Raw genomic sequence first — 13,771 nt, 5'->3', positions numbered from 1 at the left:
TGTGTAAGCAAGCACAAGCGCGTCGCGACGGCTGGTCGCGCCCAGTCAGTCATCATAGCCGATTTGGCAAGCCAACAGCGCCATTGGCTGGTCCTACAGCCGGTGGCTGCGGTCGCCCGCCAGCAGCGCCGCCGGCAGTTGCACGCCGCGGCCCACCGCCAGCACCTTGAACAGCTCGCCCATCTCGGCCGGCGAGACCAGTTTTTGCAGCGCGTTGGCCTGCGGCAGATAGGCCATCGCGTCGGCCGGGTCGGTGCGCAGCAGCAGCTCGCCGACGCCGGCGCCGAGCAGGAAGGCGGCCTGGCTCATATACCCGAGCACGTCCAGGCCGGCGTCCTGCGCCGCCAGCGCCATCGCCGTGAAATCGACGTGGGCGGTAATGTCCTGCAGGCCCGGCAGGTAAAACGGGTCGGCGTGGGCGTGGTGGCGGTAATGGCACATCAGGGTGCCGGCGGCGCGCTGGCCCAGATAGTATTCGTGCGCCGGGAAGCCGTAGTCGAGCAGCACCGCCGCGCCGCCCGCGCCGGCCCCCAGCATCCGCGCCAGCGAGCGCATGAAGCCGCAGGCGACGCCGTGGATTTCGCTGACGTAGCCGACCGGCAACGCCTCCGGCTGCGGTATCTGGGCGGCGATCTGCGCCAGCGCGGCGGCGCCGGCCGGCCGCTCGACGAAGGCGAAACGGCCGTCCTCGATACCGACGTCGAGTTCGCACCAGCCGGCCGGGGTCTTGCTGACCAGGTCGACCGGCATCGCGTCGAGCACCTCGTTGCCGAACACCGCGCCGCTGAAGGCGTCGGGGAAGTTGTCCAGCCAGCGCACCTGCGGGAAGGCGGCCAGCGCCAGCTCCTGGCGCGCCCGCAGCTCGCCCGACAGCTCGACGATGGCGTACTGCTCGACGTGCACGCCGGCGCGCGCCAGCTCGGTCAGCATGTCGTGCGCCAGCTTGCCGGTGCCGGCGCCGAATTCGAGAATGCGCGGCGCGCTTTGCGCCATAATAGCGGCTGCGACCTGGGCCAGCGCCGCGCCGAACAGCGCCGTCAGCTCGGGCGCCGTTGTAAAATCGCCATCCTTGCCGAGCTTGGCCGCGCCGCCGCTGTAATAGCCGAGGTCGGGCGCGTACAGCGCCAGCTCCATGAAACGGCGGAAGGGGATGGCGCCCGATTGCCGCTCGATCTCGGCGGCGATCCGGTGCTGCAGGGCGTGGGACGCGGCCAGCGCGTCGCTAGTGGGTGCGGGAAGGGACATTCCGGCATTGTAGCGAATCGGCGCGCCGCGCCGCCACTTTATATCGGGATACGCATCAACCCGTCCAATCATTTACGTAAGCGAACCGCCATGACGCAGCACACCACAGCGCAGCACCCCGGCCCGGCCAAGGTCGCCCTCGTCACGGGCGCGGCGCGGCGCATCGGCCGCGCCATCGCGCTCGGCCTGGCGCGCGACGGCTGGGACGTCGCCGTCCACTACCGCCATTCCGAGGCCGAGGCGCTGGCCACCGTGGCCGAGATCGAGGCGCTGGGCCGGCGCGCCGTCGCGCTGCGCTGCGACCTGGCCGAGCAGGCCCAGGTGCGCCAGTTGCTGGCGCGCGCCGCCGCCGCGCTGGGGCCGGTCGGCTGCGTCGTCAACAGCGCCTCGCTGTTCGACTACGACAGCGCCGCCGACTTCGGCACCGCCCGGCTGGACGCCCACATGCACGCCAACCTGGCCGCGCCCATCCTGCTGGCGCAGGCGCTGCACGCGGCCACGCCGGCCGGCGCCCAGGCCGTGGTGGTCAACCTGCTCGACCAAAAACTGTACAATCTGAATCCTGATTTTTTGTCGTACACCTTGTCCAAGGCCGCGCTGCACGCCGCCACCACGCTGCTGGCCCAGGCGCTGGCGCCGACCGTGCGGGTGGTCGGCATCGCCCCGGGCATCACGCTGGTGTCCGGCGAGCAGTCCGCCGCCGGCTTCGAAAAAGCGCACCAGGCCACGCCGCTGGGGCGCTCCAGCACGCCCGAGGACGTGGCCGACAGCGTCTGTTACGTGGCGCGGGCGCGCGCGCTGACCGGCACCACCCTGCTGGTCGATGGCGGCCAGCACCTGACGCCGCTGGCGCGCGACGTGATGTTCGGCGCCCAGTAGATCCACCCCATGTGTATTCCCGCATTCCGATAAAAGGTAAAAACTATGTTGTCCGCCCTGTCCCACCCCCGTCTGACCGACTGCCGCCGCCTGTTCCTGCGCAACTACGAAGTGCTGATCAACATCGGCGTGCACGACTTCGAGAAAAAGGGCGAGCAGCGCGTCCTGATCAACGTCGACCTGTACATCCCGCTGGCGCTGTCGACGCCGCGCGCCGACCACCTCGACGAGGTGGTCGACTACGACTTCATGCGCGAAACCATCGCCAAGCGCATGGCGCAGGGCCATGTGCACCTGCAGGAAAGCCTGGTCGACGACGTCGTCGCGGCCATGCTGGCGCACCCGCGCGTGCGCGCCGCGCGCGTTTCGACGATGAAGCCGGACGTCTACCCGGACTGCGAAGGCGTCGGCGTCGAAGTGTTCCAGATCAAGGACAACGTATGAACGCCGAAGCCCTGGCGATGGACGCGGCCGCAGCCGCCGCGCCGAGCGCCAAGCAGGTCGAAAAGATCGCGCTGGAAAACAACAAGCTGCACAAGCGCCTGTGCCGCCTGGTCGGCCAGGCCATCGGCGACTTCAACATGATCGAAGAGGGCGACAAGGTGATGGTCTGCCTGTCCGGCGGCAAGGACAGCTACGCCCTGCTCGACATCCTGATGACGCTGCGCGAGCGGGCGCCGATCCATTTCGAGATCATCGCCGTCAACCTCGACCAGAAGCAGCCGAACTTCCCGGCCGACATCCTGCCGGCCTACCTGACCAAGCTGGGCGTCGCCTTCCACATCGAGAACCAGGACACCTACAGCATCGTCAAGCGCCTGATCCCCGAGGGCAAGACCACCTGCTCGCTGTGCTCGCGCCTGCGCCGCGGCATCCTGTACCGCGTCGCCGACGAGCTGGGCGCGACCAAGATCGCGCTGGGCCACCACCGCGACGACATCCTCGAAACCTTCTTCCTCAACATGTTCTTCGGCGGCAAACTGAAAAGCATGCCGGCCAAACTGCAATCGGACGACGGCCGCCACATCGTGATCCGGCCGATGGCCTACGTGAAGGAAGCCGACAGCGAGCGCTACGCCGAGGTCAAGGGCTTCCCGATCATCCCTTGCGACCTGTGCGGCTCGCAGGAAAACCTGCAGCGCAAGCAGATCAAAAACCTGATGCGCGAATGGGACAAGAAGCACCCGGGCCGGGTCGACAGCATCTTCTCGGCGCTGTCGAACGTGGCGCCGTCGCACCTGCTCGACCGCGACCTGTTCGCCTTCGGCGACCTGAAGGCGGACGGCGTCGCCAGCCCGCTGGGCGACATCGCCTTCGACGAAGAGCCGTGCTCGACGCCGACCACCTTCGGCGCCACCATCGCGCTGCGGGCGCTGTAGTCGATGCGCGCAAGCCGGCAACGCTAACGGGACCAACCCAAGGCGAAGCGCCGGGGTGGCGCCCTTTCCTTGCCGCGCCAGCGCCGCGATAAAGGCCCACCGCGGAGCCGTCGGCGCGGGCGCGTCCGCGTCAATACACCGTGGCGCTGCGCATCACCGGGTACAGCTTGAAGCGCTCGTCCCACGAGGCGTGCCGGCGGGCGAAAAACTCCAGCCGGTCGGCGGCGCTTTGGGCGAACGCCGGCTCGCTCTCCAGCTTGGCCTTGAAGGCGGCGGCGAGCGCCGGGTCGGCCGCCATCTGCTCGCGCGCGACCTCCTCGGCGACATAGTCTTCCATGTATTCCTTGCGCTCGAAGGCGCTGTTGAAGTCCCCCCAGGCCAGCATCGAATCGGGCGCCTGCGGCTCCAGCAGCGCCATCACCAGGCGCGCCTTCGGCTGGGCGATCGGCACGAACAGCGCGCCGGCGCCGACCTCGCGCCTCTGCGCCTTCCACGCCCCCGTCACGGCGAGCGTCTGGCGCCCCTCGAACGACTGCGCGCCGAACTTGGCCTGCTCGGCGCGGAAGGTCTCGACCTCAACGCTGCCGGGCGCCGCCGCCAGCGTCGTGAAGGCGATGCCGTGCTGCCCCAGCTTGGCGCCGACCCGCGCCGCGTGCGCCGCCGGCACCAGGTAGCCGCCGGCCGGCGCCGTCACCGACAAGTCGGCCAGGATCTGCTCGCGCAGCGGCACCCGCCAGGTTTGCGGCGTGCTCTCGTCGTAGCGCGTCATCAAGGCGCCGGACACCTCCGACGGCGTGCGCGTGTAGGCGTAGCCGCGGAAGTCGATCATGCGGCTTTGCTCGCCGGTTTTGTAGCTGAGCGGCACCGCGGCGCCGGCCAGCGCGCTGGCGCGCGCGTCGGCTTCATGCACCTCCTTCAACCAGCCGGCGCCGTGCGCGGCGACCCGCTCCAGCAGCGAGACGATGGCGTTGCGCGTCACCCGTACCCGGGTCGGGTAGTCCTTCCACGAATGGATCTCGACCAGCATGGCGAAGCGGTTGCGCAGCTGGAAATAGCCGCTGGAGAAGCGCGGGGTGGCAACCGCGTCGACAAAGCCCGACTGTGGCTCGTCGGTGCGGGCGAAGGACATGTAGAACGGCTTCGGGTCGGAACCCTGCCTGGCCAGGTCGGCCATGACGCCGTCGCGCAACGCCACGCCGAGCGGCAGCAGCGCGGCGTCGCCGGCGCGGGTCGGCTCGACCTGGATCGAGACGTCGGCCTCGAACTTGGCGCCGTCGGTGACGTGCAGGTCGACGTAGGCGAGCGGGTCCCAGGCGTTCACCAGCGCCAGCATGGCCTGCATCTCGGGCGCGTCGGCCTTGGCGTAGTCGCGGTTCAGGTTGTAGTTCTGCGCCGTCGTGCGCCAGCCCATTTCCACCGGGCCGCGCTGGTTCGGCCGGTTCCACCGGCCGAAGCGCTCGTGGCCGTCGACATTGAAGACCGGTACGAACAGCAGCACCTGCCGCTCCAGCGCGCCGGCCGCGGCGCGGCCCGCGAGCGCCTCGCGCAGCGCCAGGAAGCCGGCGTCCTTGCCGTCGATTTCGCCGGCGTGGATGCCGCCCTGCACCAGCAGCACCGGCAGGCCGCGGCGGCGGGCCGCGGCCGGCGTCAGCGCGCCGCTGCGCGAGACCGCCAGCGCCAGCATCGGCCGGCCCTCCGGGGTACGGCCGAACTCGACGCAGCGCACCGCCTTCGGATAGGCTTTCTGGAAGGCGCCGCACAGTTGCACCACCTCGTCGTAGCGGCCGGTGCGCTGGAAGCCGGAGCGCTCGGACACGCTGCTCAGCGGATCGGGCGCGGCGGCCGATACCAGGGGATTGGCGAACAGGGCAAGCAACAACGCAGAACGCATCATGGGACGGACTCCGAAAGCAGTATGGTTAGAAAGGCAAGCATGGCGGAGGGGAAATTATAGACGGCTTATGCCCGCCCTGCCGGCGCGCCGCAACACCAAACCAGCGGCGTAACCCGGCGAGAAGGTCCGACCCCGGCCTTGTGGCGGCTCAGGCGGCCGGCAGGTCGATCCAAAATTCGCTGCCCTCGCCCGGCGCGCTGGCCGCGCCGATGGCGCCGCCCATCAACTCGACCAGGCGGCGCGTCACCACCAGGCCGATGCCGGTGCCCTCCTCGCTGCCGCCTTCCTGGCCGAGCCGGTTGAAGGGCTGGAACAGCCCGGCGATCTGGTCCGGCCGCAACCCGGGGCCGGTGTCGAGCACGCTGATGCGCACGCGCGCGCCGATACGCCGGCACTGCAGCCCCACGCTGCCGTGCTCGCGGTTGTATTTGGCGGCGTTCGAGAGCAGGTTCAGCAGGATTTGCTTGAGCCGGGTCGGGTCGGCGCGCACGCCCAGCTCGGTCGGCGCCAGCGCGTCCAGGCGCACGCTGCGCGCCGCGCACAACGGCTCGATCAGCGCCGTGCATTCGCGGATCAGCTCCTGCAGCGGCACCGTCTGCACGTCCAGTTCCATGGTGCCCGATTCGACTTTGGCGAGGTCGAGGATTTCGTTGATCAGCACCAGCAGGTGCTTCGACGATTTCAGGATGTGCGCGGCGAATTCGCGCTTTTGCGCCGGCGTCGACGGCAGCGTGGCCGAGCTGAGGATGTGGGAAAAGCCGAGGATCGCGTTGAGCGGCGTGCGCAGCTCGTGGCTCATGCTGGAGATGAAGGACGACTTGGCGCGGCTGGCCAGCTCCGCCTGCGCCCGCGCCAGGTCGAGCGCGCGGTTCGCCTCGGCCAGCTCGGCCGCTCGCTCGCGCAGGCTCTGCTCGACCCGCGCCTTGTCGACGCGCAGCTGGCGCATCGCCAGCGCGCGCTTGAGCACCGGCAGGATCACGCTCAGCTTGAACGGTTTCAGGATGTAGTCGAGCGCGCCCAGTTGCATCGCCTCGACCGCGCTGGTGATGGTGCCGGCGCCGGTCATGATCAGGCAGGCCAGGTCGGGGTCGGCCAGCAGCGCCTGCTGCAGCAGCGTGATGCCGTCCATGCCCGGCATCATCAGGTCGGCCAGCAGCAGCTGGTAGCGGCCCTCGGCCAGCGCCGCCAGCGCCGGCTCGCCGGCGGTGAAGCCGAGCGTCTGGTAGCCGTAGTCGCGCAGCGTGTCGCACAGCGCCTGCATGTGCGCGGCCTCGTCGTCGACCACCAGCACGCGGATGCTCTCAGGTGCGGGCGTCGTCATGGTCCTCCCCCTGGACGGCGGCGCGCGGGTCGTGGCCGGCCAGCGCGGCGCGCAGTTCGCGCAGCTTGGGCGGCTTGCTCAGCACGTGGTCGACGTGGGCCGGAATGTCGCCGTCCTCGATCAATTGCGCGCCCCAGCCGGTCAGCAGGATCACCGGCGTGTCCGGGGCGCAGCGCTTGATGGCGGCGGCCACCTGGCGGCCGTCGACGTAGGGCATGCCCAGGTCGGTGACGACGGCGGCGAACGGCGTCGGCCCGGCCTGCGCCGCCTCGAACGCGGCCACGCCGTCGGCGCCGCCGTGCGCGGTGCTGACCACGTGGCCGTCGGTTTCGAGGATGTTGCGCAGCGACTTGAGCAGCACCGGGTCGTCGTCGATCACCAGCAGGCGCAGCCGCGGCGGCAACGCATACGCCAGCGCCGCCGGCGCGCCGGCCGGCGCCACCTCGGCCACGCGCACCGGCGCGAACAGCAGGCGCAGCACGCTGCCGGCGCCCTCCCAGCTGTCGATTTCAATCTCGGCTTTGTGGCGCTGCGCCACGCCGTACACCATCGCCAGGCCCAGGCCGGTGCCGCGCTCGCCCTTGGTGGTGAAGAACGGTTCCAGGCAGCGCCGGCGCGTGTCCGGGTCCATGCCGACGCCGGTGTCGGCCACCTCGACGCAGACGCGCGGCGCCGGCTTGCCGTCCGGTCCGGCCAGCGTCGCCACGCGCGTGCGCAGCGTCAGCACGCCGCCCTCGGGCATCGCGTCGACGGCGTTGAAGACCAGGTTGATGAGCGCCTCGCGGATCTCGCTCTCGACCCCCATCACGGCCGGCAGCTCCGGCGCCAGCAGCGTCGCCAGTTCGATAACGACGCCGCTTTGCTGCGGCATGTCCTGCCAGCGCACCCGCGTCAGGCCCAGCACCTGGCCCACCAGCAGGTTCAGTTGCACCGGCGCCAGGCGCATCTGCGGCTCTTGCTGGCGGTAGAACTCGCGCATCCGCGCCACCGTCTGGGCGACGTCGTCGATGGCGCGCTGGATCGTTTCCAGGTAGGCGCGGGCGCGCGCGCTCAGCCCCGGCTCGGTTTCCAGCAGCGACTCGGTGTACAGCGCCACCGGCGAGATGGCGTTGTTGATGTCGTGGGCGATACCGCTGGCCATCTGCCCCAGCGCGCGCAGGCGCTCCTGCTGCAGCACGATCTGCTGGGTACGGCGCAGCTCGTCGAACGACTGCTGCAGCGCCGAGTGCAACTGGGCCTGGTGCGCCGCCAGCGCGACGTGCTCGCTGAGCTGGCGCAGGAATTCGCAGTCGCCGCCGCTGAAGCTGGCTTCGGCGCGGCGCGCCGTCACCAGCACGCCGAAGACGGTGCTCTCGACCAGCAGCGGCGCCACCACCAGCGCGCGCAGGCCGCCGCCGGCCAGCCGCTGGGCGAACGGGAACGCCACCAGGGCGATGTCGGGTTCGTACACCAGCTCGCCGTGGACGCAGCGTCCCAGGCCGTTCTGGTCGACGCCGACGACGGCTTGCTCGCCCATCGCCAGCGCCAGCGCCAGCTCGGCGCTGTGGACGCCGACGCAACTGACGGTGAGCTGCTCGGCGTGGCCGTCGTACAGGCAGATGCAGCAAAAATCGATCTGCAGCTTGTCCTCCAGGCTGCGCACCACCACCTGCAAAATGCTTTTCAGGTCGAGCCGCTCGCCGATGGCGCGGGTAATGTGGTTCAGCAGGTCGAGCCGGCTGAGCTGGGTCTCGAGCGTGCGCTCGGCCCGCAGCCGCACCGCGATCTGGCCCTGCAGCGACTGGTTGGCCAGTTCCAGCTGGGCGGTGCGCTCGGAGACGCGCTGCTCGAGGATCAGGTTCAGCTGGGCCAGTTCGCGCTCGGCGCGGCTGCGCTCGAGCATGTCGGTGGCGGCGTGGCGCATCAGCGAAAACAGCAAGGTCAGGTAGGCCGCCACGATCACCAGGTGCGCCGCCATCGCCGGCGTGTCGGCCGTCTCGCGCGAATACACCATCGCCGTGTGCGCGCCCACCAGCACCGCCGCCATCAACGCCAGCGACGGCAGCAGGCGGTCGGCGCCGCGCTGGCGCCAGCAGGCCCAGGCCACCACGGCCCACAACAGCGGCACGAACAGCAGGGTCGGCCGGGTCACGCCCAGGCCGATCGGCTCGGTGTACTTGGGCAGCAGGAAAAACGGCGGCATCAGCGCCGCGCCGCCCACCAGCAGCAGCAGGCCCAGGCGCGCCGGCGGCAGCACGCCGCGGCGCAGCCACAGCGCGCACAGGATGCCGATCGGCAGGATGTAGGCGGCCGGCGGCCAGGTCGCCGGCCGCAGCCAGTGCTCGGCGTGGGCGATCGGTTCGAGCACGCCGAACCATTCGACTTCGACGATGGCGTGGACGAATTGGAACAGCGACGATACCGCCAGGCTGATGGCGATGGGGCGCAGCAGCGGCCGCCCGGCGCCGGCGCCCATGTCCCACAGCAGCAGCGCCAGCACGCCGGCGGCCAGGAACACGCCGGTGTTGAGGATGGTGTGCAGGAAGGGGTAGACGCGGTAGCCGAGCATAAACAGCAGCAGGGCGATCAGGCCGAAACTGCTCAGCACGACGACGCTGCTGCGCGACAGGTTCAGGCGCAGGCTGTGTTCGGGGCTGGCCGTCGGGGGGCTGACTGCGTCTGATCGCTGCGACATTTCCACCTCTTTGGCGAGACAACAGAGTGGCGGCGGGAACCGTATGTGACGAAAATTAGGGAATTAACAAGAAAGTCGATTATATTCTCTTTTTTTGCGGAAACCCACGCAAGCGCGAGCAATTTGCGCTAACGCAAGGGCGAACCTGACAACGGCGCTTGCGCCGGGTTTGCCCGTCTTTTCCAGGAGTGTGCCTTGTCCCGTGCCGAACGCCTATTACAACTGATGCAAGCGCTGCGCCGCCGGCGCCAGCCGGTCAGCGGCGCGACCCTGGCCGCCGAACTCAAGATCAGCCTGCGCACGCTGTACCGCGACATCGCCTCGCTGCAGGCGCAGGGCGCGCGCATCGACGCCGAGCCGGGCCTGGGCTATTTGCTGCGGCCCGGTTTCATGCTGCCGCCGCTGATGTTTTCCGAGGAGGAGATCGAGGCGCTGGTGCTGGGCTCGCGCTGGGTCGCCGCGCACGCCGACCGGCGCCTGGGCGAAGCAGCGCGCAACCTGCTGGCGAAGGTCGCGGCGGTACTGCCGGCCGAGCTGCGCCACGAACTCGACGCCGCCGCGCTGCTGATTGGCACGGCCGAGGCCGAGCCGGCCGGCGACCGCGAACTGGCGCAGGTGCGCGCCGCCATCCGCGCCGAGCGCAAGCTCGACATCGTCTACCGCGACCAACAGGGCCGCCGATCCAGCCGCACGGTCTGGCCCTTCGCCGTCGGCTTCTTCGACGGCGCCCGCGTGGTGGCGGCCTGGTGCGAGCTGCGCGGCGGCTTCCGCCACTTCCGCACCGACCGCATCGTCGCCCTGGGCGCGACGGCGCAGCGCTATCCGCGCCGGCGCCAGGCCCTGCTCAAGGAGTGGCGGCGGATCGAGGGCGTCGCCGAGCAATAGCCGGGCCGATCCGGCGGGCCGGCGCGCCCCCGCCCGCGTCACCACTGACAGAAACTGACAGCGCGCGCCGCTAACATGGCTTCAACGGTTCGGCGTCGCCGCAGCACGGCGGCGCCACCGCACCCCCTTCCCCCCATTTTGGAGCCACGCCATGTCGCCAGCAACCGTCAGCCATCCCAACTTCTTCATCCTCTACGTCGACCGGCCGCTGGCCAGCGCCGACTTCTACGCCGCCCTGCTGGGCCGCGCCCCGGTCGAAGCGTCGGCCACCTTCGCCATGTTCGCGCTGGACTCCGGCGTCATGCTCGGCCTGTGGTCGAAGCACACGGTCGAACCGGCGGCGGCGGCCGGCGGCGGCGGCGCCGAAGTGGCCTTCGCGCAGGGCGGCAAGGACGCCGTCGACGCCGTGCACGCCGACTGGCTCGGCAAAGGCGTGCCGATACTGCAGGCGCCGCTGCACATGGACTTTGGCTACACCTTCGTCGCGCAAGACCCTGACGGCCACCGCCTGCGGGTGTTCGCCGCCGGCGCCTGAGCCGCATGCCGTCAAGTTAGACGCGGCCGCCGCCGTGGCGCCGCATCCCATCCATTCCGGGCTCAGCTGTCGAAGTGGTAGTTGAACTCGACCCAGCCGAGGCGGCCGAGCGGGCTGTAGCGCCCGACCGGGTAGTTCGGCCAGCCGTCCGTCGTGTCGGTCTTGATCTTGTTGAAGACATTGTTGACGATCAGCGACAGCGTGGCGTTCTTGCCGACCCGGTACACCGTGCTGATGTTGGCGAGGTAGGTCGGCGTCAGGTAGGCCTTCTGCTGCGCGTCCGGCGTCTTGCCGAAGCGCGTGACGAACAGCGTGTGCGACCAGTCGCCGATGTTCCAGTTCAGGCTGGTGTTCAACTTGTCCGGCCAGTCCGTGCCCTCCAGGCTGTGCAAATCGTCGCTGACGCTGTCGCCGGCGAATTGCTTCGAGCGCTGAGTCACGGTGCGCGAATAGGCGCCCTTCCACACAAACCGCCCGTAATCGGCCGTGCCCCACTGGAGCTTCGCGCTCAGGTCGAAGCCGCTGCTGCTGCTGTGCGCGGCGTTGATCGGATTGACCCAGATTTCCCGGATCTCGCCCGGCTTGTTCAAGGCCGTCAACGGATAGCGCTTGACGCGGTCGAGCGTGTCGACGCAGGACGGCGAGTTGATGTCGTCCTTGCCCAGGCGGCAGTTGGCCTCGTCGCGCAGCAACTTGTCGCCGCTCAGGTTGGTGACCAGGTCGTCGATCTTGATGTTCCAGTAGTCGGCCGACAGGTCGAAGTTCGCGCTGGGCGACCAGACGGCGCCCAGGCCAAACGACTTGCCCTTTTCCGACTTCAAGTCCTTGCTGCCGAACTGCACGTAGTCGGCGCCCGGCGAGACGTTGCCGTAGTCGCAGTCGTCCGCCTTTTGGCGCGCCAGCGCGCAGCGGTAGTAATCGGTGCTCGACGAGTAATAGCCGGTGCCGCGCGCCTTGTAGATATAGTTCATGTCGGGCGCGCGGAAGCTGGTCGCGTAGTTCCCGCGCAGCAGCACCTGCTGTACCGGGCGGATTTCCAGCCCGCCGTTGTAGGTGAACTTGCTGTCGCCGCGGCCGGCGAAGTCATAGCGGTCGTAGCGGCCGGCCAGCGTGCCCGTGACCTCCTTCAGCAACGGCACGTTCAGCTCGGCGCCGACGGCGTAGCGCTTGCGCGTGCCGGCGGTGACGACGGACGCCGCGCTGGTGTTGAAAAAACCCGCGTTGATGCGCGCGTCGGGGCTGTTGCTAAAGCCCTGCCGCCCGGCCTCCGCCACCGTCGCCACCTTGGCCACGCCGGCCGGCAGCGTGAACGCGTCGCCGCTGGTGGTCACGCTGAAGGTATGGGTCCAGGATTTATCGTCGCTGACCGAGTTGCCGGTGATGCCGTCGAACTCGGCGGGCGTCAGGCGCTGGCTCAGGCGCGCCGGGTCCGGCGCGTAGATCGCCACGCCGGCGCTGTCGACGCCCAGCTTGGGACCGAGGAAGAAGGCGTCGATATTGCTCAGGGCGCGCGGCGCGTGGTTCTTGCTGCGGTACAGCGAGGCGCTGTAGCCGGCGTCGTAGTTCCAGCCGGTGCCCGGGATGCGACCCTTGGCGCCGAAGGACAGCGAAGCGGCCAGGTCTTCCCAGCGGCGGTTGTAGCGGCCGGCGCCACCGATCTCCTCGGGCGAGATGTAGCGGGTCCAGGCCTCGTAGGCGTTGCTGTTCTGGTTCAGGAAATAACTGCCGTTGGTCGAGGCCGAGGTCCAGGACGGTCCGCGCGTGCTGTTTTCCGTCTTGTTCTTGCCCAGCAGGACGTCGCCGTACAGCGCCGTTTCCGGCGCCAGCTCGTAATTCACGCTGCCGGAAAAGTTCTGGCTCTTGTTTTGCGCCTGCGTGGTCCAGTAAGTCGCGCCCGCCTTCTGGCTGGCGCAGTAACTGCCCTTCTTGGCGCTGTACTTGACGACGCTGCCGTCGAACAAATCGCCCAGCTTGTCGCAGGTGTCGCCCAGGTCTTGGAACCGGCCGCCCTTGACGGTTTTGCGCGAGAGCACACTGGTCGGGTTGCCGGTGCGGTAGGTCATGAAGTCGCGCTGATTGCTCCACAACATGTCGCGCTCGCTCAGCTCCACGCTGAACACCCCGTGCAGCTTGTCGTAATTGGCGCCGCCGGTGAGCTGCGCGCGCTTGCTGCCGCCGCCGCCGCGCGAACTGTCGCCGAGCTTGACGTTGACGTCGACGCCCTGCGCCTCCTTTTTCAGGATGATGTTGACGACCCCGGCGATGGCGTCCGAGCCGTACACGGCCGAGGCGCCGCCGCTGAGGATTTCCACCCGCTCGACGATGCTGGCGGGGATGTTGGTCAGGTTGGTGAAGTTGACCGTGCCGGTGTAGGCCACCGGGAAGTCGGCCATGCGCCTGCCGTTGATCAGCACCAGCGTGTGGTTGGGCCCCAGGCCGCGCAGGCTGACCGTGTTGGCCGACGGCGTGAAGGTGTTGCCGAAGTCCTCGCCCTGGACGAAGCCGGAGTTTTGCACCTGGTTGCTGAGGGCGTCGAAGACGTTCTTATAGCCTTGCCGGGTGATCTCCTCGGCGGTGATGACGGTGACCGCCGACGGCCCCTCCAGCGCGGCGCGGGCGATGCGCGAGCCGGTGACGACGACGGCCTGTGGCGCGGGGGCGGCCGTTTGCGCGGCGGCCTGCCAACTGGCGCCGCTCAACACGGCGAGTACGGCGAGGGTAAGGGGGTGCGGTTTTTCTGTTGTCGGGGACATTGTTGTTCTCACAATCGGAAAGAACGACAACAGTATCAAATATTTAATAATGCGCAAACGAATATATGTGTTTTTTCATATGCTACTAGCGACGTTTGGAAACAAAAAATGGCGCCCTTGAGAGGCGCCATGTAACTACGGTATCAGCGTCGCAGGTCGGATCAGCGTAGCCTGATCCGACGCCGAGCCGCTGTCGACGCCAGTCG

At 69.0% G+C, this 13,771-nt stretch carries 10 protein-coding genes; 5 read left to right on the top strand and 5 right to left on the bottom strand.

Translation table 11 applies throughout. The features are described from left to right. Window positions 1–93 precede the first annotated feature (93 nt). Window positions 94–1,245 (bottom strand): class I SAM-dependent methyltransferase, encoded by a 1,152-nt coding sequence (locus tag ACFDR9_RS07370; RefSeq protein ID WP_017877908.1) that lies wholly within the window; start codon window positions 1,243–1,245, stop codon window positions 94–96. Window positions 1,246–1,335: 90 nt separating this feature from the next. Between ACFDR9_RS07370 and ACFDR9_RS07365 the strand changes: the two genes are divergently transcribed. From ACFDR9_RS07365 to ttcA, 3 genes are read left to right on the top strand one after another with little or no spacing between them, the layout of a single operon-like run. Continuing rightward, entirely contained in the window at window positions 1,336–2,124 is a 789-nt protein-coding gene (locus ACFDR9_RS07365; RefSeq protein WP_409030575.1) for an SDR family oxidoreductase, read from the top strand. A 45-nt stretch (window positions 2,125–2,169) separates the two neighbouring features. After that, window positions 2,170–2,568: a dihydroneopterin aldolase gene (locus ACFDR9_RS07360; RefSeq protein WP_409030574.1), complete on the top strand. Its 399-nt coding sequence runs from the start codon at window positions 2,170–2,172 to the stop codon at window positions 2,566–2,568. Then, window positions 2,565–3,503 carry a tRNA 2-thiocytidine(32) synthetase TtcA gene (gene ttcA / locus ACFDR9_RS07355; protein ID WP_409030573.1) on the top strand — a complete coding sequence of 313 codons (939 nt, stop codon included), beginning with the start codon at window positions 2,565–2,567 and terminating at the stop codon, window positions 3,501–3,503. The genes ACFDR9_RS07360 and ttcA overlap by 4 nt, the downstream gene beginning before the upstream one ends. 130 nt (window positions 3,504–3,633) lie before the next feature. On the opposite strand, the gene ACFDR9_RS07350 is transcribed toward ttcA, so the two are convergent. From ACFDR9_RS07350 to ACFDR9_RS07340, 3 genes are all read right to left on the bottom strand, one after another. Further along, window positions 3,634–5,397, bottom strand: coding sequence for a M14 family zinc carboxypeptidase (locus ACFDR9_RS07350; protein WP_409030572.1), 1,764 nt, complete (start codon window positions 5,395–5,397; stop codon window positions 3,634–3,636). Window positions 5,398–5,545: 148 nt separating this feature from the next. Continuing rightward, entirely contained in the window at window positions 5,546–6,718 is a 1,173-nt protein-coding gene (locus ACFDR9_RS07345) for an ATP-binding protein (protein WP_035788817.1), read from the bottom strand. After that, window positions 6,699–9,392: an ATP-binding protein gene (locus ACFDR9_RS07340; protein WP_409030571.1), complete on the bottom strand. Its 2,694-nt coding sequence runs from the start codon at window positions 9,390–9,392 to the stop codon at window positions 6,699–6,701. Before ACFDR9_RS07340 ends, ACFDR9_RS07345 begins: the two co-directional genes overlap by 20 nt. Window positions 9,393–9,587: 195 nt before the next feature. Here ACFDR9_RS07340 and ACFDR9_RS07335 point away from each other — a divergent pair, with 195 nt between their 5' ends. Together ACFDR9_RS07335 and ACFDR9_RS07330 are read left to right on the top strand one after the other, a co-directional pair. Further along, window positions 9,588–10,277: a helix-turn-helix transcriptional regulator gene (locus ACFDR9_RS07335; protein ID WP_409030570.1), complete on the top strand. Its 690-nt coding sequence runs from the start codon at window positions 9,588–9,590 to the stop codon at window positions 10,275–10,277. A 151-nt stretch (window positions 10,278–10,428) separates the two neighbouring features. Further along, entirely contained in the window at window positions 10,429–10,812 is a 384-nt protein-coding gene (locus ACFDR9_RS07330; RefSeq protein WP_017877916.1) for a VOC family protein, read from the top strand. A 62-nt stretch (window positions 10,813–10,874) separates the two neighbouring features. On the opposite strand, the gene ACFDR9_RS07325 is transcribed toward ACFDR9_RS07330, so the two are convergent. Beyond that, on the bottom strand, window positions 10,875–13,565 hold the full coding sequence (locus ACFDR9_RS07325) for a TonB-dependent receptor plug domain-containing protein (RefSeq protein ID WP_409030569.1): 2,691 nt from the start codon (window positions 13,563–13,565) through the stop codon (window positions 10,875–10,877). Window positions 13,566–13,771: the final 206 nt, after the last annotated feature.

The organism is Janthinobacterium sp. CG_23.3 (genome assembly GCF_046115965.1).
Classification (GTDB): Bacteria; Pseudomonadota; Gammaproteobacteria; order Burkholderiales; family Burkholderiaceae_D; genus Janthinobacterium.
The sequence above is the reverse complement of the archived record's forward strand: the minus strand, read 5'-3'. Positions and strand labels throughout refer to the sequence as shown.

Bases quoted from the DNA above. Each gene is read 5' to 3' on its own strand.
- ACFDR9_RS07370 (WP_017877908.1), bottom strand. From the start codon at position 1,245: ATGTCCCTTCCCGCACCCACTAGCGACGCGCTGGCCGCGTCCCACGCC.
- ACFDR9_RS07365 (WP_409030575.1), top strand. From the start codon at position 1,336: ATGACGCAGCACACCACAGCGCAGCACCCCGGCCCGGCCAAGGTCGCC.
- ACFDR9_RS07360 (WP_409030574.1), top strand. From the start codon at position 2,170: ATGTTGTCCGCCCTGTCCCACCCCCGTCTGACCGACTGCCGCCGCCTG.
- ttcA (WP_409030573.1), top strand. From the start codon at position 2,565: ATGAACGCCGAAGCCCTGGCGATGGACGCGGCCGCAGCCGCCGCGCCG.
- ACFDR9_RS07350 (WP_409030572.1), bottom strand. From the start codon at position 5,397: ATGATGCGTTCTGCGTTGTTGCTTGCCCTGTTCGCCAATCCCCTGGTA.
- ACFDR9_RS07345 (WP_035788817.1), bottom strand. From the start codon at position 6,718: ATGACGACGCCCGCACCTGAGAGCATCCGCGTGCTGGTGGTCGACGAC.
- ACFDR9_RS07340 (WP_409030571.1), bottom strand. From the start codon at position 9,392: ATGTCGCAGCGATCAGACGCAGTCAGCCCCCCGACGGCCAGCCCCGAA.
- ACFDR9_RS07330 (WP_017877916.1), top strand. From the start codon at position 10,429: ATGTCGCCAGCAACCGTCAGCCATCCCAACTTCTTCATCCTCTACGTC.
- ACFDR9_RS07325 (WP_409030569.1), bottom strand. From the start codon at position 13,565: ATGTCCCCGACAACAGAAAAACCGCACCCCCTTACCCTCGCCGTACTC.